General features: G+C 59.0%; 25 protein-coding genes. 10 read left to right on the top strand and 15 right to left on the bottom strand.

What is annotated here, in order from left to right; all coding sequences use genetic code 11:
* Positions 1-63: 63 nt before the first annotated feature.
* Positions 64-513 (bottom strand): CopD family protein, encoded by a 450-nt coding sequence (locus ACR0JW_RS19070; protein ID WP_480714311.1) that lies wholly within the window; start codon positions 511-513, stop codon positions 64-66.
* Positions 514-917: 404 nt separating this feature from the next.
* On the opposite strand from ACR0JW_RS19070, the gene ACR0JW_RS19065 reads away from it, so the two are divergent.
* The 4 genes from ACR0JW_RS19065 to dnaQ are packed head-to-tail and all read left to right on the top strand — an operon-like array spanning position 918 to position 3,652.
* On the top strand, positions 918-1,517 hold the full coding sequence (locus ACR0JW_RS19065; protein WP_480714310.1) for a Maf family protein: 600 nt from the start codon (positions 918-920) through the stop codon (positions 1,515-1,517).
* Entirely contained in the window at positions 1,514-2,347 is an 834-nt protein-coding gene (locus ACR0JW_RS19060; protein ID WP_170612767.1) for a shikimate dehydrogenase, read from the top strand. Before ACR0JW_RS19065 ends, ACR0JW_RS19060 begins: the two co-directional genes overlap by 4 nt.
* The gene (coaE, locus tag ACR0JW_RS19055; RefSeq protein ID WP_170680127.1) at positions 2,344-2,937 is read left to right on the top strand and encodes a dephospho-CoA kinase; all 594 of its coding nucleotides are present in this window, start codon (positions 2,344-2,346) and stop codon (positions 2,935-2,937) included. Before ACR0JW_RS19060 ends, coaE begins: the two co-directional genes overlap by 4 nt.
* Positions 2,930-3,652, top strand: coding sequence for a DNA polymerase III subunit epsilon (gene dnaQ, locus ACR0JW_RS19050; protein ID WP_170680125.1), 723 nt, complete (start codon positions 2,930-2,932; stop codon positions 3,650-3,652). Before coaE ends, dnaQ begins: the two co-directional genes overlap by 8 nt.
* 27 nt (positions 3,653-3,679) lie before the next feature.
* Here the strand turns inward: dnaQ and secB are convergent, their stop codons facing one another.
* Both secB and ACR0JW_RS19040 read right to left on the bottom strand, forming a co-directional pair.
* Positions 3,680-4,177 carry a protein-export chaperone SecB gene (secB, locus tag ACR0JW_RS19045; protein ID WP_170680123.1) on the bottom strand — a complete coding sequence of 166 codons (498 nt, stop codon included), beginning with the start codon at positions 4,175-4,177 and terminating at the stop codon, positions 3,680-3,682.
* A gap of 54 nt (positions 4,178-4,231) precedes the next feature.
* The gene (locus ACR0JW_RS19040; RefSeq protein ID WP_170680120.1) at positions 4,232-4,732 is read right to left on the bottom strand and encodes an FxsA family protein; all 501 of its coding nucleotides are present in this window, start codon (positions 4,730-4,732) and stop codon (positions 4,232-4,234) included.
* 108 nt (positions 4,733-4,840) lie between these two features.
* Here ACR0JW_RS19040 and ACR0JW_RS19035 point away from each other — a divergent pair, with 108 nt between their 5' ends.
* From ACR0JW_RS19035 to ACR0JW_RS19025, 3 genes are read left to right on the top strand one after another with little or no spacing between them, the layout of a single operon-like run.
* Complete coding sequence (locus ACR0JW_RS19035; RefSeq protein ID WP_480714309.1) at positions 4,841-5,497, top strand: Tim44/TimA family putative adaptor protein; 657 nt, start codon at positions 4,841-4,843, stop codon at positions 5,495-5,497.
* Positions 5,494-6,534: a murein transglycosylase A gene (mltA, locus tag ACR0JW_RS19030; RefSeq protein WP_170612779.1), complete on the top strand. Its 1,041-nt coding sequence runs from the start codon at positions 5,494-5,496 to the stop codon at positions 6,532-6,534. The genes ACR0JW_RS19035 and mltA overlap by 4 nt, the downstream gene beginning before the upstream one ends.
* A complete protein-coding gene (locus ACR0JW_RS19025) occupies positions 6,534-7,121 on the top strand; it encodes a Smr/MutS family protein (RefSeq protein ID WP_170680118.1) in 588 nt (195 codons plus the stop codon). Before mltA ends, ACR0JW_RS19025 begins: the two co-directional genes overlap by 1 nt.
* Here the strand turns inward: ACR0JW_RS19025 and ACR0JW_RS19020 are convergent.
* From ACR0JW_RS19020 to hslU, 3 genes are all read right to left on the bottom strand, one after another.
* Positions 7,118-8,338 carry an MFS transporter gene (locus ACR0JW_RS19020; RefSeq protein WP_480714308.1) on the bottom strand — a complete coding sequence of 407 codons (1,221 nt, stop codon included), beginning with the start codon at positions 8,336-8,338 and terminating at the stop codon, positions 7,118-7,120. The genes ACR0JW_RS19025 and ACR0JW_RS19020 overlap by 4 nt on opposite strands.
* Complete coding sequence (locus tag ACR0JW_RS19015; RefSeq protein ID WP_170680116.1) at positions 8,335-9,435, bottom strand: alpha/beta hydrolase; 1,101 nt, start codon at positions 9,433-9,435, stop codon at positions 8,335-8,337. Before ACR0JW_RS19015 ends, ACR0JW_RS19020 begins: the two co-directional genes overlap by 4 nt.
* Before the next feature lie 96 nt (positions 9,436-9,531).
* Complete coding sequence (gene hslU / locus ACR0JW_RS19010; protein ID WP_170612785.1) at positions 9,532-10,839, bottom strand: ATP-dependent protease ATPase subunit HslU; 1,308 nt, start codon at positions 10,837-10,839, stop codon at positions 9,532-9,534.
* 199 nt (positions 10,840-11,038) lie between these two features.
* On the opposite strand from hslU, the gene ACR0JW_RS19005 reads away from it, so the two are divergent.
* On the top strand, positions 11,039-11,440 hold the full coding sequence (locus tag ACR0JW_RS19005) for a DM13 domain-containing protein (RefSeq protein WP_170680114.1): 402 nt from the start codon (positions 11,039-11,041) through the stop codon (positions 11,438-11,440).
* Between the two features lie 116 nt (positions 11,441-11,556).
* Positions 11,557-12,798, top strand: a complete 1,242-nt coding sequence (locus ACR0JW_RS19000; protein ID WP_480714307.1) for an MFS transporter — start codon at positions 11,557-11,559, stop codon at positions 12,796-12,798.
* On the opposite strand, the gene hslV is transcribed toward ACR0JW_RS19000, so the two are convergent.
* Positions 12,790-13,347: an ATP-dependent protease subunit HslV gene (hslV, locus tag ACR0JW_RS18995; protein ID WP_170680110.1), complete on the bottom strand. Its 558-nt coding sequence runs from the start codon at positions 13,345-13,347 to the stop codon at positions 12,790-12,792. The two genes, ACR0JW_RS19000 and hslV, sit on opposite strands and share 9 nt — an antisense overlap.
* A gap of 199 nt (positions 13,348-13,546) precedes the next feature.
* On the opposite strand from hslV, the gene ACR0JW_RS18990 reads away from it, so the two are divergent.
* Entirely contained in the window at positions 13,547-13,741 is a 195-nt protein-coding gene (locus tag ACR0JW_RS18990; protein WP_170612793.1) for a DUF1127 domain-containing protein, read from the top strand.
* A gap of 57 nt (positions 13,742-13,798) precedes the next feature.
* Here the strand turns inward: ACR0JW_RS18990 and ACR0JW_RS18985 are convergent, their stop codons facing one another.
* The 8 genes from ACR0JW_RS18985 to tsaE form a co-directional block, all read right to left on the bottom strand.
* Positions 13,799-14,161 (bottom strand): Lin0512 family protein, encoded by a 363-nt coding sequence (locus ACR0JW_RS18985; protein WP_170680108.1) that lies wholly within the window; start codon positions 14,159-14,161, stop codon positions 13,799-13,801.
* The gene (locus ACR0JW_RS18980; protein ID WP_170680106.1) at positions 14,158-14,508 is read right to left on the bottom strand and encodes a Lin0512 family protein; all 351 of its coding nucleotides are present in this window, start codon (positions 14,506-14,508) and stop codon (positions 14,158-14,160) included. The genes ACR0JW_RS18985 and ACR0JW_RS18980 overlap by 4 nt, the downstream gene beginning before the upstream one ends.
* A 269-nt stretch (positions 14,509-14,777) precedes the next feature.
* The gene (trxA, locus tag ACR0JW_RS18975) at positions 14,778-15,098 is read right to left on the bottom strand and encodes a thioredoxin (RefSeq protein WP_170612799.1); all 321 of its coding nucleotides are present in this window, start codon (positions 15,096-15,098) and stop codon (positions 14,778-14,780) included.
* A gap of 60 nt (positions 15,099-15,158) precedes the next feature.
* The gene (gene addA, locus ACR0JW_RS18970; protein ID WP_480714306.1) at positions 15,159-18,518 is read right to left on the bottom strand and encodes a double-strand break repair helicase AddA; all 3,360 of its coding nucleotides are present in this window, start codon (positions 18,516-18,518) and stop codon (positions 15,159-15,161) included.
* A complete protein-coding gene (gene addB / locus ACR0JW_RS18965; RefSeq protein ID WP_170680101.1) occupies positions 18,515-21,442 on the bottom strand; it encodes a double-strand break repair protein AddB in 2,928 nt (975 codons plus the stop codon). Before addB ends, addA begins: the two co-directional genes overlap by 4 nt.
* The gene (locus tag ACR0JW_RS18960) at positions 21,435-22,121 is read right to left on the bottom strand and encodes a nucleotidyltransferase family protein (RefSeq protein WP_480714305.1); all 687 of its coding nucleotides are present in this window, start codon (positions 22,119-22,121) and stop codon (positions 21,435-21,437) included. The genes addB and ACR0JW_RS18960 overlap by 8 nt, the downstream gene beginning before the upstream one ends.
* A complete protein-coding gene (locus ACR0JW_RS18955) occupies positions 22,118-23,122 on the bottom strand; it encodes a phosphotransferase (RefSeq protein ID WP_170680097.1) in 1,005 nt (334 codons plus the stop codon). Before ACR0JW_RS18955 ends, ACR0JW_RS18960 begins: the two co-directional genes overlap by 4 nt.
* Positions 23,119-23,592 carry a tRNA (adenosine(37)-N6)-threonylcarbamoyltransferase complex ATPase subunit type 1 TsaE gene (tsaE, locus tag ACR0JW_RS18950; RefSeq protein WP_170824972.1) on the bottom strand — a complete coding sequence of 158 codons (474 nt, stop codon included), beginning with the start codon at positions 23,590-23,592 and terminating at the stop codon, positions 23,119-23,121. The genes ACR0JW_RS18955 and tsaE overlap by 4 nt, the downstream gene beginning before the upstream one ends.
* Positions 23,593-23,594: the final 2 nt, after the last annotated feature.

Genomic DNA, 23,594 nt, shown 5'->3' with positions numbered 1-23,594 from the left:
GCCGCCCGGACGGGCGAGTTGATCCCTTCATAAGCGCGACGGCTGGCAGAGTCAAACAGGCCTTCAGAACTTCAGAATGACCGCCAGAACGATGGCAACCATCAAAACGGTCGGTACCTCGTTCATCATGCGGTACTGGCGCCCTGTGAACTTGTTTCGGCCTTCAAGAAAGTCCTTGCGACGTGCCATCAGCCAGTGATGGAACCAGGTCATCCCGATCACTGCTGCGCCCTTGACCCAGGGCCAGGACCAGTCCCAGCCGACGATACCCGGAGTAAACACCATGATCAGACCACAGGCCCAGGTCACGATCATTGCCGGGCGCATGATGACCCGTAAAAGCTTTTCTTCCATTTCAAAGAAAATCTGCTCGGCCCCGTCGACGGATTGCGCCTTTTCCACGTGATAGACGAACAGTCTGGGCAAATAGAACAAACCTGCCATCCAAGAGATCACGGCCATGATATGTAAAGACTTCACCCACGGGTAAATCGTGAAAAGAAGATCGGTCATTCTGGCTCCGGGCGTTGTTCGGAACTCTCCCTAATAAAAAAATAAGAAAAGAGAAAGGATGATGGTTTTGTAGGGCGAACAGAATCCGTGGATTATTTTTTTACCCTTCACTTTTCCCCAGGTGGATAGAGTTGACCGCTATGCCGATGATCTTGTTAGTTTAATAATTTATCAATTAAATTCATATGGTTAGTATACAATTCCGCGATCTTCACTGTGGATAACTCGATGGCCAACTGGGGACATCGCGGTTTTCCCGATTTCCCAAGTTATTCTTGTCCTGCTTTGACAGTTTTCGGACGACTCGGGGAAGATCCGCGCCGAAATCGCGGGGTTGCGTGTCAACCTGAAAACCATACAAAACGTCCCAGATCACTCAACGCTTTGCCCACGGGGTTTTCCACATGCCTGTCCCCATCATACTCGCTTCGGGCTCGGCCATCCGGGCGCAACTTCTGGAGAACGCAGGTGTCCCGTTTTCCGTTCAGGTCGCGCGCGTAGATGAAGATAGCATGAAACGCGCGCTGTTGGCGGAAGAGGCGTCACCGCGTGACATTGCCGGTGCGCTGGCCGAGATGAAGGCGCGAAAAATCAGCGACAAGAACCCGGGGGCCATGGTTCTGGGATGCGATCAGGTTCTGGACTTCGAAGGCCGTTTGTTGTCCAAGCCGGAGACGCCTGAAGACGCACTGGCCCAGTTGAAGGCGATGCGGGGGAAACGGCACATGTTGCTTTCGGCTGCTGTCATTTATCAGAACGGGGAACCGATCTGGCGACATGTGGGGCAGGTTCGTCTGCGGATGCGGGCCAGTTCGGATGCCTATCTGAAGGATTATGTGGCGCGCAATTGGGACAGTATCCGATACGCCGTAGGTGCTTATAAGCTGGAAGAAGAAGGCGCGCGGCTGTTCGCCACCATTGACGGCGACTATTTTAACGTCTTGGGTATGCCCCTGTTGGAGTTGCTCAATTATCTGGCCGTAAAAGGGGTGATCGATCAATGACGGAACATCGTATCCCTCTGGCCGGGGTGATCGGGCACCCGGTGGCGCATTCCCGGTCGCCCAAGCTGCACGGTCATTGGCTACAGACCTATGGTCTGGCCGGGCATTATGTTCCGATGGATGTCACGCCCGCGGATCTGGAAACTGTTTTGCGGAGTTTGCCGAAAGCCGGGTTTGTGGGTGCGAATGTAACGGTTCCGCATAAAGAAGCCGCACTGCGCCTGGCCGATCATGTGTCTGACCGGGCTTCGGTCATCGGGGCAGCGAATACGCTTGTGTTTCGCGACGATGGCTCGATCCATGCCGATAACACAGACGGGTATGGCTTTATGGAGAACCTGCGCGCGGGCGCGTCCGACTGGAACCCGCAGGACGGGCCGGCCGTTGTCTTTGGTGCCGGTGGTGCAGCACGCGCCATTCTGTCCGCCCTGGCGGATGCTGGCGTCCCCGAGATCCTGCTGACCAACCGAACCCGCACTCGTGCCGATCATCTGAAAGAAGAATTCGGCCAGCGCATTACCGTGATTGACTGGGTGCAGGCCGGAAATGTCATTGAAGAGGCCGAGCTTGTGGTGAACACAACCTCGCTGGGAATGCAGGGTCAACCCGAACTGCGCGTGCCGCTGGATGGCTTGCAGCCCGGCACCGTAGTAAATGATTTGGTCTACGCCCCGCTGCGCACCCGATTGCTGCAACAGGCTGAAGAAGCCGGATGCACAACGGTGGACGGTCTGGGCATGCTGTTGCATCAGGCGGTTCCGGGTTTTGAGCGCTGGTTCGGAGTGCGCCCCGAAGTCACCGCAGAAACCCGCGCGGCGGCCCTGGCATGAGTTTTGCCCTTGGCCTGACCGGCTCGATCGGCATGGGCAAAAGCACGACGGCACAGATGTTCGTGGCCGAAGGCTGCGGGTTGTGGGACGCGGACGCGGCAGTCCACCAGCTTTACTCTGCAGGTGGGGCGGCAGGTGCGCCGATGGCTGCTGTGTTTCCCGAGGCTGTCCTTGACGGCGCTGTCAGCCGGGATGCGTTGAAACGGATCATCACCTCTGATCCTTCCGCTCTGAAAACCATAGAAAGCATAGTGCACCCGCTGGTTGCTGCGGATCGAGCCAGTTTCCGGGAAGCCGCGACCGAGGACATTCTGGTGTTCGACATTCCGCTTCTGTTCGAAACGGGCGGAAACGTCGCGATGGATGCCGTTGCCTGTGTCTCGATACCGGCCGAGGAACAAAAACGCCGCGTGATGGCCCGCGGAACGATTTCCGAAGCGCAATTCGAGCAAATTCGCGCCAAGCAGATGCCGAATGAAGAAAAATGTGCGCGGTCGGATTTCGTGATTGTCACCGATACGCTGGACCATGCGCGCGCGCAGGTGCAGGATGTGGTCAGGCAGATCAGGGCAGGACTGGCAAATGCGTGAGATCGTTCTCGACACCGAAACCACGGGCTTTGATCCCGAAAGCGGCGACCGGATCGTGGAAATTGGCGCGGTCGAGCTGTGGAATCACGTCGCGACGGGCGAAACCTATCATGTCTACATCAACCCCCAGCGCTCGATGCCGGAAGAGGCATTTGGTGTGCACGGGATCGGACCGGATTTGCTGGAACCGCCCCGCCCGCCAGAAAAAGGCCAGGTGACTCTGAAGGACAAACCGGTATTCGCCAAGGTTGGTCAGGGTTTCCGCGATTTTGTGGGCGATGCGCGACTGGTGATCCACAACGCATCCTTCGATATGAAATTCCTGAACGCCGAACTGGGCTGGATGGGCCTGGCGCCGATTCCGATGGATCAGGCGCTGGATACGCTGGCCATTGCACGAAAGCGGTTTCCGGGCTCGCCCGCCTCGCTGGATGCGCTGTGCCGCAGGTTCGGCATCGACAACTCGAACCGTGTTCTGCACGGCGCTCTGCTCGACTCGGAGATTCTGGCGGAGGTGTATCTGGAACTGATCGGCGGGCGGCAACCCGATTTCGGCCTGTCGGCGTCCACCGCAAACTCCGCCGGAGGTAGCGAGGATTGGCGTCCGACGCCGCGCGCAACACCGCTTGCGCCGCGGATCACCCAAGATGAACGCGCCGCACATCAGGAATTTGTGGAAAAACTGGGCGAAAACGCCCTTTGGACCCGCGCCTGAACCACTGTCCGGCGCGGGTCAGATTGATCAGGCTTCGGCCTTCTGGGCTTCGGCCTGGCGGCGCATCAACTCGTTACGGTAGAGGCCGACAAAGTCGATTGTGTCCAGGTTGACCGGCGGGAAACCACCGTCGCGGGTGATGTCGCTGACAACGCGGCGCAGGAACGGGAACAACATCCGCGGACATTCGATCATCAGGAACGGGTGCAATTGATCCTCGGGCACACCTTCCACGTGGAACAGTCCGCAATAGTCGATTTCGCACAGGAACAGGATGTCTTCCATGCCCTTGGCTTTCGAGGTGAGGTTCAGCTTGATCGAAACCTCGAACTGGTGGTCTGCCGGGCGCTTTTTTGCGTCCAGATTGACCTGTACGGCAATCTCGGGCTGCACGTCGCCGGATACACCCTTTTGCGCCATCACGTTTTCAAAGGACATATCGCGGATGAATTGCCCCAGAACCCGCATCTGAACCTGCGGGGCGGTTTGTGCCGCAGCGTTGTCTGCGGCTTTTTCTTCGGCCATGGATCTACTCCAAAATTGAATTTCGCCACTGCTTATCAAGTTGGGCGCGGCACCTCAATGCTCGTGCGGACCATCCACCCATTTCGACGGTTTTGTTGGATCTTTGCGGGGGTGAACCTCGGTAAATTCGCCATCGATCACGTCATCCTGACCAAAGGGATCATTGCCCTGGTGAAATTGTGCACCGGTGCCCATCTGAAAATGCGTCACCGTTACTTTGGATTTCAGATACCGGAACACGACAACCCTTACGCCGGGGATAAGCAGCGCAAAGCCCACGGCATCGGTAAAAAAGCCGGGCGTCAGCAACAATGCGCCCGACAGAATGATCATGGCGCCATGGGCCAGGGGTTCGGTCGGGTCGTCGAGATTGTTGAATGTTCTCTGTAATTCACCCAGCGCCATGCGGCCTTGCGTCCGCACCAAAGCGGTGCCCAGAAAGGCTGTCAGGACAACGATTGCAAGTGTCGGCCAAAGTCCGATCAGACCGCCAACCTGAATGAACAGGGCAATCTCGATGATCGGCACCAACAGAAATGCCAGAAACAGATACATTTTCGTCATCCTTTCGCGTGTGCAGGGCAGTGGACTTGCCCTAAACTGTCACCTACATAGTGACATGAGGCCGCGTATACAAAGTCGCGGTTCTGAAAAGAGGATGAAATGAACGAACCCATGATCCAGCTGCTGGTCCTGGCCGGAATTGCCGTTTTCCTGATCCTGCGCCTGAAAAGCGTTCTGGGTACGCGTGAAGGTTTCGAGAAACCTCCTTTGCAGCAGCCCGGTTCCAACAAGGCACGCCGCGATTTTGAAGTGATCGACGGCGGCCCGGATCATGACATCACCGACCACGTTCCCGAAGACAGCGAGCAGGCCCAGACACTGGCCGCGATGAAACGGATCGAGTCCGGATTTTCCGTCACCGAATTCGTGCAGGGCGCGCGCGGCGCTTACGAGATGATCGTAATGGGGTTCGAAAAGGGTAACCTGGACGAAATCCAGCCTTTCCTGTCGGAAGAGGTCTTTGACACTTTCGTTTCCGTTGTGGCCGACCGCGAAGACCGGGGCCTGACCATCGAAGCCGAATTCATCGGTGTGCGTGAAACCGCGCTGGCCGATGCCCATTTCGACAAGGACACCAATCAGGCCGAGATCACCATGAAGTTTGTGGGTGAACTGACCTCGGTCGTGCGGGATCGTGGCGGGGACATCATCGAAGGTAGCCCCAACACGGTCAAACGCCAGAAGGACAGCTGGACCTTTGCCCGTGTCATGGGCTCGGATGATCCGAACTGGCTGCTTGTTGCCACGGACGCATGATTGCCACGCTCCGGTCGCTCTTACTGGTGGGCGCGATGACCGCCGCCAGCGCCGCCGGAGCCGAGGCGACGCGATCCATCCTGTCATTCGACGATCTGGATGGCTGGGCCGCCGACGATCACGGGGCGGCCCTTTCGGTTTTTCTGAACACCTGCAACGATCTGAATGACCCGGACTGGCGGGCCTTGTGCGGCGTGGCCCAGACTTATTCCCCTGACGCAGCCCGGGCCTTCTTTGAACTGTTCTTTCGCCCGGTTCTTGTCGAAGACGGCAAGGAGGCTTTGTTCACCGGATATTTCGAGCCGGAACTGGACGGTTCCAGAACCCGATCGGATCGGTTCAGATATCCGCTGTATAAAATTCCGCCCGAGGCACGCGCTGCCGACAAATGGCTGAGCCGCCGCGAAATCCTGACTGGCGAGGCCATGGCGGGACGCGGGCTTGAGATTGCGTGGGTCGACGATCCGGTTGAACTGTTCTTTCTTCAGATTCAGGGCTCGGGGCGAATTCGCCTGCCCGATGGCAGCGCCTTGCGCGTCGGATATGGCGGCGCAAACGGCCATCCCTATCGGTCGATCGGGGTCGAACTGATCAGGCGCGGTGTTCTTGGCGCACACGAGGTCAGCGCCCAGATGATCCGGGCCTGGGTACGCAAGAACCCCGAGGCTGGTGCGGAACTGTTGTTTCACAACCCGTCTTATGTGTTCTTCCGCGAAGTCACACGGGTTGCTCCTGACCGGGGACCGCTGGGTGCCATGAACCGATCGGTCACGACTATGCGCAGCATTGCGACAGACCCGGCCTATACACCGCTTGGGGCACCAGTCTGGTTGGAAAAGGATGGGGCAAACCCGTTGCGGCGCCTGATGATCGCGCAAGACACTGGTGCGGCCATCAAGGGCGCGCAGCGCGCCGATATCTTTTTCGGAACCGGCGACACCGCCGGTCAGGCTGCAGGGAGGCTGAAGGATCCGGGCCGCATGGTTGTGTTGCTGCCGATTCAGCGCGCTTATGCCATGTCGCCGGATGAGTTCTGATGTCCCGCCGAAAGCTCACCGCAGAAGAGGTGGAATTGTGGCGAAAGGTCGCGAAACGGGCCGAGCGTTTGCACCCCGAGATTCCGCAGACGGTCCACCCGACCGTTTTGCCGAAACCCAAGCCGAACCGGCAGCCAAAACCGCGATTTGACGAGTTTGAACTGGGGCAGAAAGCAACGACAAAGCCGGCGCAACATGCCCTGAAACCCGCAATTGGAGACAGTCTGCGGGCAAGTCCAGTACAGATGGACACCAAGGCCTTTGCGCGAATGAAGCGCGGCAAGCTGAAGCCGGAAGGCAAGCTGGACCTCCACGGAATGCGCGTGGACACGGCACATCCGGCTCTGGTGCGGTTTGTTCTGACTGCGCAGGCTTCTGGCAAGCGTCTGGTTCTGGTTGTCACCGGCAAAGGCAAGGACAGGGATGAGCCCGGACCGATCCCGACGCCGCGGGGTGTCCTGCGCAATCAGGTTCCGCAATGGCTGTCTTTGCCGCCACTGGCGCAGGCCGTCCTTCAGATAACACCCGCCCATATCAGCCATGGCGGTGACGGAGCCTACTACGTGTATCTGCGCCGAACGCGTTAAAGTGTGCGTGCGGCTTGTGTGATACCGACCCAAGTTACCCCGCAGACCAGAACAAAAAACCCTCCGATCCAGAGAAACTGGGTCGCAAGCGGTATGCCGGTATCAATCAAAACGCCCGTCAGTCCGGGGCCGATGGCCGACCCAAGCACCATGATCGCTGTTGCCAATGCCTTGATCGCACCGATGTGGCGCGTTCCGTAAAACTCGGCCCAGAATGCGCTGGGCAGCGTGCTGTTGGCCCCGACGGTCAGCGCCAGAAGGACCAGACCGGTCAGGGCGCCTCCAATCGAACCGGTGAAGGACAGAACAAGAAACCCCAGCGCCATAGGCAACTGGTAAAACGACATAATGCGCGCCGTACCCCATTTGTCCAACGCCCAGCCCGCCGCAAACATAGACAGCACGCCGACTGCGGTGAAGGCCGGGAACAGGGCCACCAGTTCGATATGAAGCCAGCCTTTGACCTCGGCCAGATGAACCTGATGAAAAAAGAAGGCCGTGATGAAGGCGGACGGACCCAAAAATGCAGGCGCCATGAACCAGAACAGGGGGTGCAAAAGCGCGTCCCGGCGGGTCCAGTGGCGGCCCTGCATGCCGGTGGCGGTATATTCACTGGCCAGACTTTGAGGTGTTCGTTCCTGGCGTAGCAGTCGGATCAGGATCGGTATTCCGAACGCAGAGACGGCAGCGCAGACCAGCCATAGTGTTCGCCAGTCGAGATGGGCCATTGCGGCGACAAAGATCAGGGGCAAAAGCGCTTCGCCGATGGAAAACCCGACCGAGGCGATGGCAAGCGCCCTGCCCCGCGTTGCGGTAAACCATCGCGCCATGGCGACCAGCGCCAGATGGGTGCTCATCCCCTGTCCAAACAGGCGGAGAAGGAAAACGACCAATGGCAGCAGAACAACCAACTCGTTCAGCGCCATCGCCGCTGTCGCAACCGCCAGCCCCGTCAGAACCGCCGGGCCCAGCGCCCGCACGCGAAAAATATCGGTTAGCCCTCCGGCCCAGACCATCACTACCGCAGACATCAGGGTACCCAGCGAATAAAGGCTTCCCCATGCACCGTGACTGAGGCCGAATTCGGACCGGATCTGGCCCGAGAAGATCGAGATAAAGAAGGTCTGCCCGAAACTCGACAGAAAGGTCAGCAGCGCCCCCGCGCTCAGCCAGCTTGCGTTCTGGACAAGATACCGACGCAGGCCGCCCGGGTTCACGGAGTCGTAACCTCGGCCTGCCCTGTTTCTGTCAGGACTATTTCGGTTGCACCGTCCGGGTTCCGCTGGCTTGGCGGGACAAGGATGTCGATAGCCGGTCTATCTTCCGGCCCGAACGTGTTGTTGACGCGTCTGAGCGAGCTGAGGATCGCCAGCAGCGCCGGAGAAGTCGCGGCCACGAAATGCGATGATTCTGCATCGCTGTTGAATGCGGTGGTGTCGATCACGCTGATCGGAAATTCTTCAAGACTGTCGATCGAGCTGATGTTGCCCAACCGCTCACCCTCGTCCGTTCCGCGCAAACGGGCCGAGATGTTCAGAATCCTGTCCTTTTGCGAAACCATGACGAGAAACGGATCCGGCGGGGACTTGATTCGCTCCATCTGCGAGCGGAACAGATCCACGTCCAGATCCGGTGAAATCAGAACCACGCCTTCCAGGTTCCTCTTGGCCCAACCCGGTTCCTGCAACTCGGCCTGACGCATCATCTCCATTGTCAGGGCGCTGCCCATGGAATGCGCGACCAGTATGACCCGCTTGACCCCCATTGATTTCAAAGAGCGAATGGTCTGTTCCAGCCCGTCACGGGCGAACAGCATGCTGTCCAAATCATAGGCATAGCCAAAGCCTGTCGCGCGGCTGGGCCATGAATAGACCAGAGTGTTTCCGGGCAGGCCGATATCGTGGGACAGCTGTGCGGCCCGAAACAAGGTCTCGGTCTGGGTCGAGTTGTATCCATGCACAAAAATTGTGACGTCTTCTTTGCCGCGCAAATGGGTTTTCAGGTCCTGCGGCCCATCCAGTTCGGTGACGTTCGCCAACACGAACTCTTTCTTCGGATTTGGGTTGGCGTAGGAGAACTTCAGGGTTCCCGGGGTGTGATTTGGCGGAATCGACACCGTGGTTTCCAGATAGCGCAAGGATTCACCGCGACGGAACCCGTATGACCCATTCGCCTCTTTGGCGCGGGTCGTGGTTGCCAGAATCGTTTTGGGTGTGCCGACAACTGCAGCCGAAGGCACGATTTCAGACACCGTCCTGTCGACACAGGCGCTGAGTGAAAGACAGGCAAGCAGCAGGATCAGATGGCGCAACACGGACAATCCCCGGATCAGGTTTGCGCCAAGCTATCGAATTCTCGCCCCACGTCCAGCGGCGCGGGGCGGAAGAAAGGCAAAATCCGGCTGAGCTTGTTACAAAACGTAACGGCTGAGATCGGTGGATTTGGTCAGTTCACCCAGATTGCTGCTGACAAATTCCGCATCTACCGTGATTTCCGTTCCGGCCTTGTCGGGGGCGGCGAAAGACAATTCTTCAAACACGCGTTCCATCACGGTGTACAGCCGCCGCGCGCCGATGTTTTCGACGCTCTGGTTCACATCCGCCGCAATGCGGGCAAGTGCCGCGATGCCATCTTCGCTGAACCGGACCGTAACATCCTCGGTCCCCATCAGCGCGGTATACTGAAGAGTCAGGGCGTTGTCGGTTTCGGTCAGGATGCGCACAAAGTCTTCTTCCGTCAGTGCGCGCAGTTCGACCCTGATCGGCAGACGCCCCTGAAGTTCCGGCAACAGGTCCGAGGGCTTGGCGATGTGGAACGCCCCCGAGGCGATAAACAGGATGTGGTCTGTTTTGACGGGGCCATGCTTGGTGGATACGGTTGTGCCTTCGATCAAAGGCAACAGGTCCCGCTGAACCCCTTCCCGGCTGACATCAGCGCCGCGTGCGTCAGAGCGCGCGCAAACCTTGTCGATCTCATCCAGAAATACGATGCCGTTCTGTTCGACGGATTCCAGCGCCACGCGGTTGACGGTTTCATCATCCAGCAGCTTGTCGGCCTCTTCCCCGATCAGGGCGTCATAGCTTTCGGCGACAGTCATCTTGCGTTTGACCGTGCGCCCGCCAAAGGCTTTGCCGAAGATATCCCCCAGGTTCATCATCCCCATCTGGCTGCCGGGTTGGCCGGGAATGTCGAACATCGGCATCGGGCTCGAGGTGTCCGAGAGTTCCAGCTCGATCACCGTATCGTCCAGCTCACCGGATTTCAGTTTTTTGCGAAACATCTCGCGCGTACCTTCGCGGGCGTCTTCCCCGGCTATGGCGGCGATGACCCGGTCTTCGGCCGCCTGATGGGCGCGCGCCTTGACGTCCTCGCGCATGAATTCGCGGGTTTGCAGGATGGCGGCGTCCGCCAGATCCCGCACGATCTGTTCCACGTCGCGCCCGACATAGCCGACCTCGGTAAACTTGGTGGCCTCGACCTTGATGAAGGGCGCACGGGCCAGTTTGGCCAGACGACGGCTGATCTCGGTCTTGCCGACGCCGGTGGGGCCGATCATCAGGATGTTCTTTGGATAGACCTCGTCCCGGATGTCGTCAGGCAACTGCTTGCGCCGCCAGCGGTTTCGCAACGCGACGGCAACCGCGCGTTTGGCATCCTTCTGGCCAATGATGAAGCGGTCCAGTTCCGAGACAATCTCGCGCGGGGTCAGGTCGGTCATATGCACTCAATCCGTTTGTTTCGAAGCGGAACCTAATCATAAGGCGCGAAAACACAAGCCGATCACGAAAACATCACGCCAACACACGGTGCGCACACAGAAATTCGTCCCGAAGTGATTGGAGTATGCGGCGATGCCTGCGGCATAACGGACAACATCGGGCAAACCAGCCCGTGTCTACCAATGGAGAAAACCCATCATGATGACTCGTCGCTCGCTCTTTGTGAAAGCCGCTGCAGCCGGCGCGGCACTGACATTGACCAGTGCCAATGTCGCCGTTGCTGGCGGTGCCAAAAAGAAAGGCAAGTTCGAGGGCCGTTCGAAGCACATCACCTCGGGTTCGGTGAAGCTGGTCAAGAATGGAGACCGCTACATTGTCGAATTGGGCGACGATTTCTCGCTGGATGGCGGGCCCGACCCGCGTGTCGCTTTCGGCAAGGACGGATCATATGATCCTGACAGCAAGCTGGGCGCGCTGCTGAACCTGACCGGCAAACAATCCTATGCCGTTCCGCCGACCATGGACGTTTCCGGCTACAACGAAGTTTACATCTGGTGCGAGGTCGCGGGCGTGCCGTTGGGCGTGGCATCGCTGAACTGATCCGCACGCGATCAGGAATGCCGGGGGCCGGGTAAAACCCGGCCTTTTGCATGGTGTTAGGTGTCAGGACACCTGTCTGCTACACTCACCCCATTTGAAGAAACGAGGCGGGTTGCATGACGAAGATTGCCAAAATTACATTGTTGTTTGTTGTATTTGTAGATCTGATCGGACAGGGACTGGTCTTTCCCATCATCAACTCACTGATCATGGAGACGAAGTCCGGGTTTCTGCCGGAAAGTACGCCGGCCGGTCGGCGGCATTTCTACTATGGCCTGGTGATTGGCTGCTTTTTCCTGTCCTGGTTTCTGGGCGTTGTCTACGTGTCCAAAGTCTCGGATTCGATCGGGCGCAAGAACGCGTTGCTGGTTTGTCTGAGCGGAGCGCTTGCGGGGTACGCCATCACCATCGCGGCGCTTTACCTCAACAGTTTGCTGCTGCTGATTGCCGGCCGGTCGATCACCGGCTTTACCGCCGGAAACCAGCCCATTGCACAGGCGGCAATGATTGACGGCAGTACGGATGCGGCGGACCGGGACCGAAACATGGGCTATATCGTGACCGGCGTCAGCTTTGGTCTGGTGGGCGGCCCGATCATTGGTGCGGTTCTTTCGGATGCTGCTCTGTTGGGTGTTGCGGCTACACTCAAAACGCCGTTCTATGGAGCCTTCGTTCTGGTGTTGATCGCGATTTTCCTGGTGCTGTTCTATTTCAAGGACACAAGAACCGAACGCACGGCCTTTGTCTTCCGTCCCCGTGACGTCACCGACAGCCTGATCGCGGTCCGCGGGCATCCCATGGTGTTGAAGATCCTTCCGGTCTATTCGTTCTTCATGATCGCCAACGTCACGTTTTATGTGTTCGTGGACAATTTCCTGACCAGCGCTTTCGGCTATGGCGTGATTGGAGGCAGTATGGCGATGGTGGTTATCGGCTTTGCGCTGGCGTTCTCTAGCACGTTCCTTGTGAAACCTGCACAGGAGAGATTCAGCAAACACAGCATTATCTACACATCACTTGTGGTCATGATCATCTGTGGCATTGCCTTTGCGTTCAGCCCCAGCGGTGTATTCAGCTATGTGCCGGTGTTCTTCTTCTACTTCCTGTTCGGCGTGGCCTATCCGACCATGCTGGGCCTGTTCTCGTCATCGGTCAGCGAAACGGATCAGGGCTGGGTCATGGGCGTGACCACCGCAGTATTCTGCCTGGCCGGAGGGATCATGTCTCTGGTCGGCGGTGGCTTGATGAGCATCGACATCCGCGTGCCCTACTACATCGTGGTCATTGCCGCGATATTGGGCCTGATCGGAATGCACCGCCGCTGGAAGGGGAAAGAGATCTCGGCCCTGTTAGCCTGAGATCGTTTCAACTGTCAGCTTGCCGTTGGTGTACACACAAATGTCCGCCGCAATCGCCATGGATTGCCGGGCGACGTCTTCCGCCGACTTGTCGCTGTCCATCATCGCGCGCGCAGCGGCCAGAGCGAAATTTCCGCCTGATCCAATGGCTGCCACGTTGTGTTCAGGCTCAAGCACATCCCCTGCCCCGGTAATCACGAACAGATCCTTGCCGTCGGTGACAATCAGCATCGCCTCGAGCTTCTGCAGGTATTTGTCTGTCCGCCAGTCCTTGGCAAGCTCGACCGAGGCGCGCGCCAGCTGGCCCGGCGTCGCCTCAAGCTTGGTTTCCAGCCGCTCGAGCAGGGTAAATGCATCTGCGGTGGAACCGGCAAAGCCTGCCACAATCTCGAACCCGCCCGGTGACAGACGGCGTACCTTGCGGGCCGTTCCCTTGATCACGGTCTGCCCCAGACTGACCTGCCCGTCACCGGCAATGACAACCTTTCCACCCTTTTTGACGCCGATGATCGTTGTGCCGTGCCATCCGGGAAAGTCGCTGTCCGCCATGAAAGCCTCCGTTTGTTGTTCGGGCTCATATATGGGCTGCGCTGATGTTTTGCGCAACCGCTTCCCGAAGTGCCTAATTGATATGCACAAAATGCATTGCGGGTTTACCAGACCAGCATTTGTGAGTCCGTGCCAGGCATACTAGATGAGGATCACAACCGACAACGGGTCGGCTGTTTCTGTTAGAAGGAATGCGCAAATGGCAACCACCGCAAACATCCATGCGCCGCTCGGAGCAGCTACCATCCTGCACGTAGTGGACGCATTCACCGGAGCTTTCGAAGCTGCCGCACAGTGGAACGAATCCCGCAAGACCCGCAAGGCGCTGTCAGTTCTGTCCGACGCCCAGCTGGATGATATCGGCCTGACCCGCGCCGACATCAAAAACCTCTGATTTCAAAGCAAGTCAGACCATGAGATGAGCCGCTCGACCGAGCGGCTTTTTTCTTTTTCAGGACTGCACGAACTTTCCCGACTGATCCGGTAAAAAGGCCTCGATGGCGGCGGTTGCAACAACGTGCCGGGTGCCGGCGCCGCTGTCTTCGATATCCAGTCCGCCCTTGACGGCGCGCACCTGCGCCCGCCCCCGGGGCAGATCGGCGGCGACCAGATCGCAATCCACCAGATCTGGGTTCTGAACGCCGATTGTCACCTGGACCCGCATTTCCGAGTGATCGATACCCAACTTAGAAAACAGCGTGATCGAAGAATGATGCAACGCGTCCTGAACCGCCCGGCGCGCAGCCTTTGTGTAATCCTGACCGTACAGGTCATTTCCGGTTCCCATTTCCAGAATGATGCGTTTTTCGGTCATTGCGCGGGCTCCATATCGAAGGAAACGATGACGGCCGCATTGGCGATGACCGCGCAGCCATCGGAATGCGGTTTGTCGATGTCCAGACCGCCATGCGTCACCGTGATATTGGGCTGCCCGTAAGGGAACACGTCTTTAAGAACCTGGGTGTCGACCTTGTCTGGCTGCTGCACACCGATTTGCGCATCGATGATCATTGCTTGCTTTGGGAAATCAAATAGCTCGGCCATATTGACGGAGTTGTGCCACAATGCATCCTTGATGGCCCGCAACGCAGCCTCGGTATAGTCCTTGCGCCGCAAAGACGTCCCCATGCCGAATTCAACCAGAACCCGAGTTTTTGCCATATTTGACGACCCTCCTGTCAGACTTTTGGCCAGGGCACCCTGAAAACCGGATGCGCTAACGCATTGAAATACGCCCTTTCAGGTAAGGACAAGTGATGCAGGTGTTGTGCAATGGCCCTTTGGTGACAGTTGCGGGGCTTGGGTCAAATATCCAGTCGTGCGATGTCGGGCAGTCCAGGGAATACTGGTAAATTCGCAGCCCCTTCTAACCAGATGGCCAAAAAAAACGCCCCGCGGAAACGGGGCGTCTTCTGCCGAAATTCACAGGGTCAGATGGATTCGTCGATCCAGCTTTGCAGCGCCGCCTTCGGTGCCGCACCAGCGCGGTTGGATACCACCTGACCGTCCTTGAAAATGAACAGGGCCGGAATACCTCGTACGCCCATGGCGGCGGCAGCGTTCGGGTTGCTGTCCACGTCAACTTTGGCAATTTTTACCTTGCCGCCATATTCTGCAGCCAGTTCTTCCAGGGCCGGACCGATCTGCTTGCAGGGTCCGCACCATTCTGCCCAGAAATCTACTACAACGGGGATATCCGAATTCTTGACTTCGGCGTCAAAGGTCTCGTCAGTAACGGCAACGGTCGACATATTCTGTCTCCTGAATGGGGTAAACTCGGGCTGAGAACGTAGGGGCCGATGCAGGCAACGTCAAGATACGCGGGAGCGGGTCAGAGCATCTGTCACAAGATCGTGTGGCAGCCACATGAGCCGGGCGGTCCGGGTCCAAAGGATCGCGGTACGGATGGTGCGCCCGGGATAAATCTGCGACAGCGCGCAGGCATAGGCGCCCATTTGGCGCAACAGGCCTTCGGGGCATTGCTCTGCAGTGTCAGGGACAGTGAAATTCGATTTGAAATCAATCGCCTGAACTTCGGCTTCCGTCACGATAAGACGGTCAATGACACCGTGCATCCGTTGGCCGTTCAATTCGCCCGAGATCGGAACTTCGGCCAATGTATCTGGCGCAAACACCAAGGATAGCCGGTCGCAGGTCAGCACGCGCGTTGCCTCTGCCATCAGCTCCAGCCTCTCCGCTTCGTGCATATCAGGCAAAAGGCGGGCGCAAAGCTGAGCCCAGCGTTCCTGAGAAACGGATGGAAGGTGTTCGAACAGCATATGCAATTGCGTTCCGCGCAGCTTGGCGGCGTCTTCGTCCAGACCAGCATCACCGGGTAAAGCCTTGGCACCGCCCAGATCAGAAGGGCTTATTGTCTCCGCTGTTTTGGGTGCTTCCCCGGCGGGCTGCAGAAACATCTGCGGCAAGTCCGTTGTGCTTGCCGCGTACTGCTCCTGTTCCGTCAGAGCCAGTCCGTCCCAGTCGCCATGCGCCAACCTGAGTGTGTCTGTTCCCGGCAGCCGGGTGGCGCCCGCCTGTTCCATTGCGCCCTTGACCATCTGATACCAACTGCCATCCGTCGGCCCCACATCGCCGGCCGCAGCCACTATCAGCCACTTTTCAGCCCGAGTCAGAGCCACATAGAGCAATCTCAGCCGTTCGTTTTCTTCCCGTTCCCGAGCCGTGTTTCGCGCCTGCGAGATCAGCACAGGCGAGGCGTCCGAGGGGACTTTCCACAAGGGCAAATCATCCGAGACCATGATCTCGGCATCTCGTGGCGGCTGTCGCTTGCCGGTGTCCGGCAGGATCACGATTGGGGCTTCCAGCCCTTTTGAGCCATGAACGGTCATAACGCGGATCATGTTGCCCACACCGCTCATCTGGCGCTTGATTTCCAGATCGTCGGTCTGCATCCAGACCAGAAATCCGGTCAGGCTGGGAATATCCGTCCGCTCATAGGCCAGCGCCTGCGACAACAGCGCGTTGATACCGTCCTCGGCTTCGGCCCCCAGACGGCCCAGCAGTTTGCGCCGTCCGTCATGGCGCGTAAGGATACGCTCGATCAGGTCAAAGGGGCGCAGAAAGTCGATCTGAGCCCGAAGATCGTTCAAAACGGCACAGGTTTCGGGAAACTCATCTGCCCGCCTGCGAAGCGCTGCCCACAGAAACTCCTCGGACCGGCGGTGCGCCAGATCAAAAAGCTGCTGTTCCGACCATCCAAACAACGGGGATTTCAGAACCGTGGCCAGTGACAGGCTGTCTTCGGGCGTGGCCAAAAAACTCAGCAACGCGGCAAGGTCCCTGACCGCCAGTTCCGCCCCGACCTTCAGCCGATCTGCTCCGGCGATGGGCAAGCCCTGTGCCTTGCAGGCGCGGATAATTTCGGCAAACAGGTCCGAGCGGCGCTGCACCAGGATCAGGAAATCGCCCGGTTCAATCCGTCGACGTACAAAGCTGCCTGGGTCTTCGCCATCTTCCGGAATGGTTTCACCACTTTCGATCATGCCCTTGATCGAATGTGCCACCTGTTCCGCCAGAATGACTGTGTGATGGCGTGCGCCGGGCCGGTCGACCGGATCGGTCCAGTCGCCGTCCTCTTCATCCTCGACCTTTTCCACGACCGGCCACAGATCGACGCGACCGGGAAGATCTGTCTTGAAGGCGCGGTGCAGCGAGTCCTTGTGAAACCCTGCATCTGTCTTGTTTTTAAACAGGATATCGACCAGCGTCAGAATGGCGCTGGAGGACCGGAACGAGAATTCAAGTGTGGAATCCCACAGTTTAGAGCCTGATTCCTGGAGTTTTCGCCCAAATTCTGCCTGCATCCGGTCAAAGGCCTGCGGGTCGGCGCCCTGAAATGAATAGATCGACTGTTTCTTGTCACCGACTACAAAAATCGTACGTTCGACCCCGGACCGGGCCCCTTCCCCGCTGGTGAATTCCTGTGCCAGTTTTTCAACCACATCCCATTGATCCGGGCTTGTGTCCTGTGCCTCGTCCACAAGGATATGGTCGATGCCGCCATCCAATCGATACAACACCCATTCCGCCACGGCAGGATCGTTCAGCACTTGGCGCGCGCGCAGGATCAGGTCATCAAAGTCCAGCCAGCCGCGCAATTGCTTGCGTCTTTCGTACTCCGGCAGAAACGCGGCTGCGAAACGATGCAGAACCCGCGATTTCTGCGCCGCCGTCAATGCCAGCCGCTTTTCCCGCGCGGCTTCGACACGCAGCATCAGCGCCTCAAGCTGTGGCGTCCGGTCCGCAAGGGCGCCCTCGCGCAGGGCCTTGGTCGGGAAGCTGTTGGTTTTGGCGGTAAAGGGCTCTTTTGCGCCTTTTCCCGTCAGCAAAACGGATTCCAGTAGCGGCAGATGCCCAATCCGCGCCTCGGTGAATCCTGTAAGCTTGGCCGCCGCCTTGGCATTGTTGCCGCCACTTTCGATCAACGCAGGCAGTAGTGACTGGATCAGCTCGACCTCACCGCCCAGAAAGACGCTGCGCGACAGGGCGTCGTCGTCGAAACCAGGCGGCAGGTCAAAGCGTTTCAGCAGCGCGTCCCAATTCAGAGGATGAGAAAACAGGTTCCTCTTTTGCGTGATGGCGGCCGTCAACTTGTCGAAACCAGTATCCGTGACAAACCGGGCAATGTCTTCGACCAACCCGGATTGTGGACCTTCTGCGAAGTCCTCGATGATTTCTTCCCGCAAAAGGGCGGCTGCGCGGTCTTCCATTTCGGCAAACTGGGGGCTGACGCCAGCCTCAAGCGGGAAGCGCCGCAGAAGCGATGCGCAGAATGAGTGGATCGTCTGTATCTTCAACCCGCCAGGTGTTTCGATGGCACGCGCGAACAGGGTTCTGGCCTGCGCCAGCCGCCCGGGGTCAATGATGCCCGGAACCCCCAGTTCGGTCAGTTGCGCCAACAACTGCGAATCGCCCAACATCGCCCATTCGCCAAGGCGTTTGAACAACCGGTTCTGCATCTCGCTGGCGGCGGCCTTGGTGTAGGTCAGGCACAGGATATGCTGCGGCTGCACGCCGCCTAGCAGCAACCGCGCCACCCGGTCGGTCAAAACCCGCGTCTTGCCGGACCCCGCGTTGGCCGCAAGCCAGGTCGAGGCATCGGGTCGCGCGGCCTGCACCTGCCGTTCGGTTGCATCGTTGCGGGCTTTCATGTCAGGTCCTCGGGCACCGTTTCGTCAGTGCGATCCCATTCCCCGAACCGCGCCAGATGATCATAGTCGCCAATATCAGTGTCCTTGTGCAGCATCCGGCGCGACGAGAAGCCCTGATCAGGCTCTAAATAAGCTGAAATGAGCTCTTTCAGCTCGGCCAGAACCTTGTCGGCAGGTTCCTTGGCCAGCGGCGCGGGCACCTCTTTGTAGGTGCCGCCCATACCGATGAACGCCGCCTCGGCCACTGGCAAGGGGTCGAATCCTTCGATGCCGCCCTGCTCGGCCATTGCGGCCTCGATGAGAAGCTGTTTGTCGAATTTGGCCTGTTGGCTTTCGGTCGGCGGCACACCGGTTTTGTAGTCGATGATGCGCAGGGCGCCGCGGCTGTTGCGATCAATCCTGTCGGCGCGCCCGGCGATCGTGAAGTCCAGCGGTGCAAGAACCAGCTTCATTGCCGTTTCGAAGGCCACTGGTCCGCCATCGCTTCGCCGCCCGGTTTCGGCAAGCAGGAATGCGTCGGCGATCCTTTCCAGACGCGCCAGCCAAAGTTTCCGCGCAGTCGGCCACGCGACGTGCCGGTCCAGCAACGTCGCTGCGCGTTTGAGGAAATTCTCGCGCGTCAGCAAGGCGGAATCCAGAACACTGTCTTCGATGAAATGCTCCAGGATTTCGTGAATGACAATGCCGCGCAACAACGCGTCCGGAGCCTGTACCAGTGGGTCCAGCGGCCTCAGCCGCAGCACGTGTTTGGCGTATATGGCATAAGGATCGCGGATCAGCCGCTTGATTTCGGTGACGCTCAAACGGCGCGGACGTGCGGAAACCGGGGGGCGTGGTGAGGGGCGATGCGCCGAAGCGATATCGGGCGCGCGTTCCAGCGTTTCGCTCCAACGCAGATACCCCTTTCCGCGCGCCCGCATTTCGGACAGGGCATCGGGCCCACCCTGATCCGGCAGGCCCTGCAACAGGTTGGTCAGGCGGTTCAGCCAGCGCGACGGGACGGTTTCCGCGTCATCTGACCTTGTTGCCCGGGTCAGCCACACTTCGGGCGCGCCAACAGCCTGCTGGAAATCATGGGCTGACAGTCCAATGCGACGCTCGGGCAGCAGCATACCAGCCTGACTGCGCATCTGCCGGTTCAACCACGGATCAGGGGCGGCGGCCTCGGGCCAGCTGCCTTCGTTCAACCCGCCAAGGATCAGCAGGTCAGCGCCTTGCACGCGCGCCTCCAGCGTGCCCCAGATCATGATATGAGGGTGCGGCGCGTCCCGGTCGCGCACCTCTTCCGTTGCCAGCAACGCGCCCAGAAGATCGGCAAAATCATGGGCGTTCATCTGGCCGCCATATGGGGCCTCGTTCTCCAGCGCGGTCAAAACAGACAAGGCCTTTTGGCCAGCGTTCTTGTCCCATAGTGTGCCTGGGTCGCCCGTACTGCCCGCAGAAATCGCTTCGGCAAGTGCGCGCAGGTTTTCCACCCATTCCGCCAACGGACGCTCACCTGCAACCACCTGATCGCAGAAATGAGTGGTGACCCAGCGCACCCAGTCGTCCGAAACATCCTTGCGGATCGCAAATGCGCTCAGGCTGGTACTGTCGGGGAACGGCGGGCCGTACCGCCGCAGATCCAGTTCCAGATCGCGGGTATGGAGCAAATGCACCCCTCGCTCGGCGCCGTCATGACACAGTGGGTGTTTCAGCAGGGTGAGGAGGGCCTCACCCTCAAGCCGTCTGACGAACAAGCCGGCAACGTGGCGTAGAAACCGGCCGGGCGGCGACAGTTGCAGGGGCAGGCCGGCGCTGTCATCCGGCAGGATGTTCCAGCGGTCCAGCGCAGCACTGACCTGACGGGTCAGCATTCGGTCAGGTGTGATCAGGGCGGCGGTCTGGCCGGTTTCCGCTGCCTCGCGCAACCGCAGCGCGATGGCCAATGCTTCGGCCCGGGGGGATGCGGCCTCGACAAGGGTCAAACCCCGTGTTGCACCGGCCAGATCGGTCAGTCGCGGACCTTCTGTCATCCACGCGTCGGTGATCGGTGCCGGGCGTAATGCCAGTGAAATCAGCTTGTTGCGCGCGGGTGAGGGTGGCTGGTCGGCGGTCCAACTGGTGATTTGGCCGGGTGTCAGACCCAGCAGAGTCATCAGCTTTCGAAACCGAAACTGGGGGTGATCTTCCGAGGTCAGCGCCTCATCAAGTCCTTCCCAGACTTCATTCGGTTGATCAAAATCGAAGCCCGGAAGGATCAGCGCGCCTTGTGGCAACCTTGCGACGGCTTCCATCAGCATCAGGGTCGTGCCACGCGATCCGGTTGAACCGGCAAGAATGATGGGGTGTTCGGGTGGGTCGTTCCGCCAGCGGTCAATCAGGTTATTGACGACGCGCCGTTGCCGTGCCTGCGCGGCTAGGACGTCTTCGCCTGTGTTGATGAATCGATCGGCGATGCCAAAGAATTGCTGCGCGCGCGCCCAATGGCCGGACATGTCACTGACATCCAGTTGCCGGATGGCGTCGGGCGAAACGCCTTCGCCCTGCATTTCGTCGATCAGGCTGGCCAGACTGTCCGCCAGATCGAAGACCGAAGACCTTGCCGCCAGATCGGGTTGTTGGTCCAGCAGTTTCGCCACCAGCTGGGTCAGTTCCAGTCGCCGACGCAGCGCCGGAATGGCCGGAGGCACCTGCGCCAGATCAACCGATTCCCCCAGATCTGTCACCAGCGAGATTCTTGGCAACAGGCAGGGCGGTCCCTGATCAAACAAGTCTCGCACGCGGCGGGCCATGCGGCGGGTATTCACCACCATCTGCACCCGCGCCAGCGCTTCAGGCGCGTGTTCCGCGCCGCGCGCCCTTAATCCCTGCACCAGCACTTTTGGAAAGTCTGCCCCGGGCGGAACCGCAAAAACACGGGGCAGGATGCCGGGTTCAAACATTGTCCAGCAACCCTTCGGCCATTGCGATGCCTTCGGGGCGGCCAACGTCGCACCAGCGACCGGGATAGGTCAGAGCGAACAGGCGATCCCGCTGTTGCATCTGATCCCACAACAGGTTCAGCGAAAAAGCCGGTTGCTGAAACCCGTGCAAACCGTCCGTTCGAAGGATCTGAGCACCCCCATATACCAGCCCTCCGCCGCGCGTGATGCGCCCTGCTTCGTCTGCCGCAAAATCGCCCGATCCTGAATGTCCGATTGTCTGCACGATCGGGATACACATCAATAGCGCGTCCATCAGGTCAGGGTTCCATGCCGCGCGCAGCAATGTCAGCGGGTTCGGCCCCGACCAGATTGCATCGGTGTTCAGAGTAAAGACCGGATCAGGCCCTAACAAAGGCAAAGCCGCCCGCAATCCGCCACCGGTTTCCAATATTTCGGGCGATTCCCGTGACAATAAAACCCCCCGAGGAGCCAGGTGCGCCGTGAGTTGATCCGCATGATAGTGCAGATTCGCAACGACACGCTGGGGGCCAAGATCGTTAACCAGACCCAATGCGTGATCGATCAGCGGTTTGCCGGCAACTTCGATCAGCGGTTTTGGCCGGTCTTTGGTCAATGCCCCCATACGGGTGCCAAACCCGGCGGCGAACAGCATGACAGCTTCGGGCGGTCGGGTCATTGCGGTCTTAGCCTGGCCAGGTTTTCGGGTGTCGGCGCAGGCAGGGATTCGCGTAGCAGATCAGCCACTGATACCAGCGCCGGGTGCTCGAGGTCCCGCATCAGATGCGACCACGTGGCCGGGATCAGATCGACATAGTGCGGTTTGCCATATTCGGTCGCCAGACGCGCGAACCCGCCCAGAATGCGCAGGTTCCGCTGTGCCCCCAGAACGCTGTACGCGGTGCGGAAATCGTGATCATCCATTCCGGTTGCGGCGATGTACCGGTTGACCATGCGCATTTCAGTGCCCGGCGAGACTGTACGGCGCACATCCTGCAACAGCGACATCAGATCGTAGGCGGGATGGCCCAGCATTGCGGTCTGGAAGTCCAGCAAACCCACTTTGTGCAAACCGTCCCGATCTGGCATCCAGATCAGGTTTTCTGCATGATAGTCCCGCAACACAACCACTTTCGCGCCCGAAGTTTCGCGGTGCAGAATATCCTGGAACCGGCGTTCAAACAGGTCGCGCGCGTCTTCGTCATGCGCCCCCAGAATGCCTTGTGCATATTTGGTAAAGGACAACGCGGCCAGCTCGGTCATCAGCGAAGGCCCGTAAGACGGCAAAGACAGTGTCGGCGCGTTGTGAAGATGGATCAGAACGTCGGTTGCGGCCTCGTACAAGGCAAGTTCCTGTTTGGGATTCTTTTCCAGAACACGGGCAAACAGATCGTCGCCCAGATCCTCGAGCAGCAGAAACCCGAATTCCATGTCTTCGGCATAGATTTCGGGTGCGTTCAGACCGTTTGACCGCAGATATTCCGCGACGCGCACGAATTGTGCGACATCTTCGGCCTTGTCCGGCGGGGCGTCCATGAACACGGCCGTGCGCCCGGTATCCGGGTCTGTCAGGCGTTCATAAAGGCGATTGGACGCATCACCTGCCAATGCTGCGCGTGAGGCGTTGGCCCAGGGTGTTTGCTCAATCAGTGCTTTGGCCAGCACTGCGCGGTTGGTCATGCGGCGGTCTCCAGTTTGGGTGCCCATTTCGGGTCGGACCAGGACAGGGTCAGGTGTCTTGTGTCGGGTAAATCAGGGTCGGTGCGAAATTTCAACGCAAGGGCCGCGTCAGGCATAAGCGGACCCAGTTTCTCGGGCCATTCGATCAGGCAGATTGCAGTGTCGAATGCCTCGGTCAGGCCTAGCTCCTCAATCTCTTCAACGGCACTTATCCGATACAGATCGCAATGCCAGATTTCTCCGGCCGGGGTGTCATAGGCCTGAACCAGCGTGAAAGTCGGCGAGGGTACGTCTTCGGGTACATCCATCAAGGACTGGATCAGACTGCGGGCAAAATGAGTCTTGCCGCCGCCAATCTCACCTTCCAGCAACAGGGTGTCGCCCGGCGCCAAGCCGGTTGCGACCCGGGTTGCGAAATCCGCAGTTTCTTCCGGCGAATTCAAGGTGATCGAGAGTAGGGTTCGTGTCATGG

The organism is Ruegeria sp. BG6, assembly GCF_056538465.1.
Note: the sequence above shows the minus strand (reverse complement) of the source record. Positions and strands in the feature narration are given on the sequence as shown.

Coding starts and splice junctions, on each gene's coding strand:
- hslV (WP_170680110.1), bottom strand. CDS start 13,347: ATGGCGGACAGCGACTTTCCCGGATGGCACGGCACAACGATCATCGGC.
- tsaE (WP_170824972.1), bottom strand. CDS start 23,592: ATGACACGAACCCTACTCTCGATCACCTTGAATTCGCCGGAAGAAACT.
- hslU (WP_170612785.1), bottom strand. CDS start 10,839: ATGACCGACCTGACCCCGCGCGAGATTGTCTCGGAACTGGACCGCTTC.
- ACR0JW_RS18960 (WP_480714305.1), bottom strand. CDS start 22,121: ATGACCCGACCGCCCGAAGCTGTCATGCTGTTCGCCGCCGGGTTTGGC.
- ACR0JW_RS19005 (WP_170680114.1), top strand. CDS start 11,039: ATGATGACTCGTCGCTCGCTCTTTGTGAAAGCCGCTGCAGCCGGCGCG.
- ACR0JW_RS19060 (WP_170612767.1), top strand. CDS start 1,514: ATGACGGAACATCGTATCCCTCTGGCCGGGGTGATCGGGCACCCGGTG.
- ACR0JW_RS19025 (WP_170680118.1), top strand. CDS start 6,534: ATGTCCCGCCGAAAGCTCACCGCAGAAGAGGTGGAATTGTGGCGAAAG.
- ACR0JW_RS19040 (WP_170680120.1), bottom strand. CDS start 4,732: ATGTATCTGTTTCTGGCATTTCTGTTGGTGCCGATCATCGAGATTGCC.
- ACR0JW_RS19035 (WP_480714309.1), top strand. CDS start 4,841: ATGAACGAACCCATGATCCAGCTGCTGGTCCTGGCCGGAATTGCCGTT.
- ACR0JW_RS18985 (WP_170680108.1), bottom strand. CDS start 14,161: ATGACCGAAAAACGCATCATTCTGGAAATGGGAACCGGAAATGACCTG.
- ACR0JW_RS19070 (WP_480714311.1), bottom strand. CDS start 513: ATGACCGATCTTCTTTTCACGATTTACCCGTGGGTGAAGTCTTTACAT.
- ACR0JW_RS18990 (WP_170612793.1), top strand. CDS start 13,547: ATGGCAACCACCGCAAACATCCATGCGCCGCTCGGAGCAGCTACCATC.
- dnaQ (WP_170680125.1), top strand. CDS start 2,930: ATGCGTGAGATCGTTCTCGACACCGAAACCACGGGCTTTGATCCCGAA.
- addA (WP_480714306.1), bottom strand. CDS start 18,518: ATGAAAGCCCGCAACGATGCAACCGAACGGCAGGTGCAGGCCGCGCGA.
- ACR0JW_RS19000 (WP_480714307.1), top strand. CDS start 11,557: ATGACGAAGATTGCCAAAATTACATTGTTGTTTGTTGTATTTGTAGAT.
- mltA (WP_170612779.1), top strand. CDS start 5,494: ATGATTGCCACGCTCCGGTCGCTCTTACTGGTGGGCGCGATGACCGCC.
- ACR0JW_RS18980 (WP_170680106.1), bottom strand. CDS start 14,508: ATGGCAAAAACTCGGGTTCTGGTTGAATTCGGCATGGGGACGTCTTTG.
- addB (WP_170680101.1), bottom strand. CDS start 21,442: ATGTTTGAACCCGGCATCCTGCCCCGTGTTTTTGCGGTTCCGCCCGGG.
- coaE (WP_170680127.1), top strand. CDS start 2,344: ATGAGTTTTGCCCTTGGCCTGACCGGCTCGATCGGCATGGGCAAAAGC.
- ACR0JW_RS19065 (WP_480714310.1), top strand. CDS start 918: ATGCCTGTCCCCATCATACTCGCTTCGGGCTCGGCCATCCGGGCGCAA.
- trxA (WP_170612799.1), bottom strand. CDS start 15,098: ATGTCGACCGTTGCCGTTACTGACGAGACCTTTGACGCCGAAGTCAAG.
- ACR0JW_RS18955 (WP_170680097.1), bottom strand. CDS start 23,122: ATGACCAACCGCGCAGTGCTGGCCAAAGCACTGATTGAGCAAACACCC.
- secB (WP_170680123.1), bottom strand. CDS start 4,177: ATGGCCGAAGAAAAAGCCGCAGACAACGCTGCGGCACAAACCGCCCCG.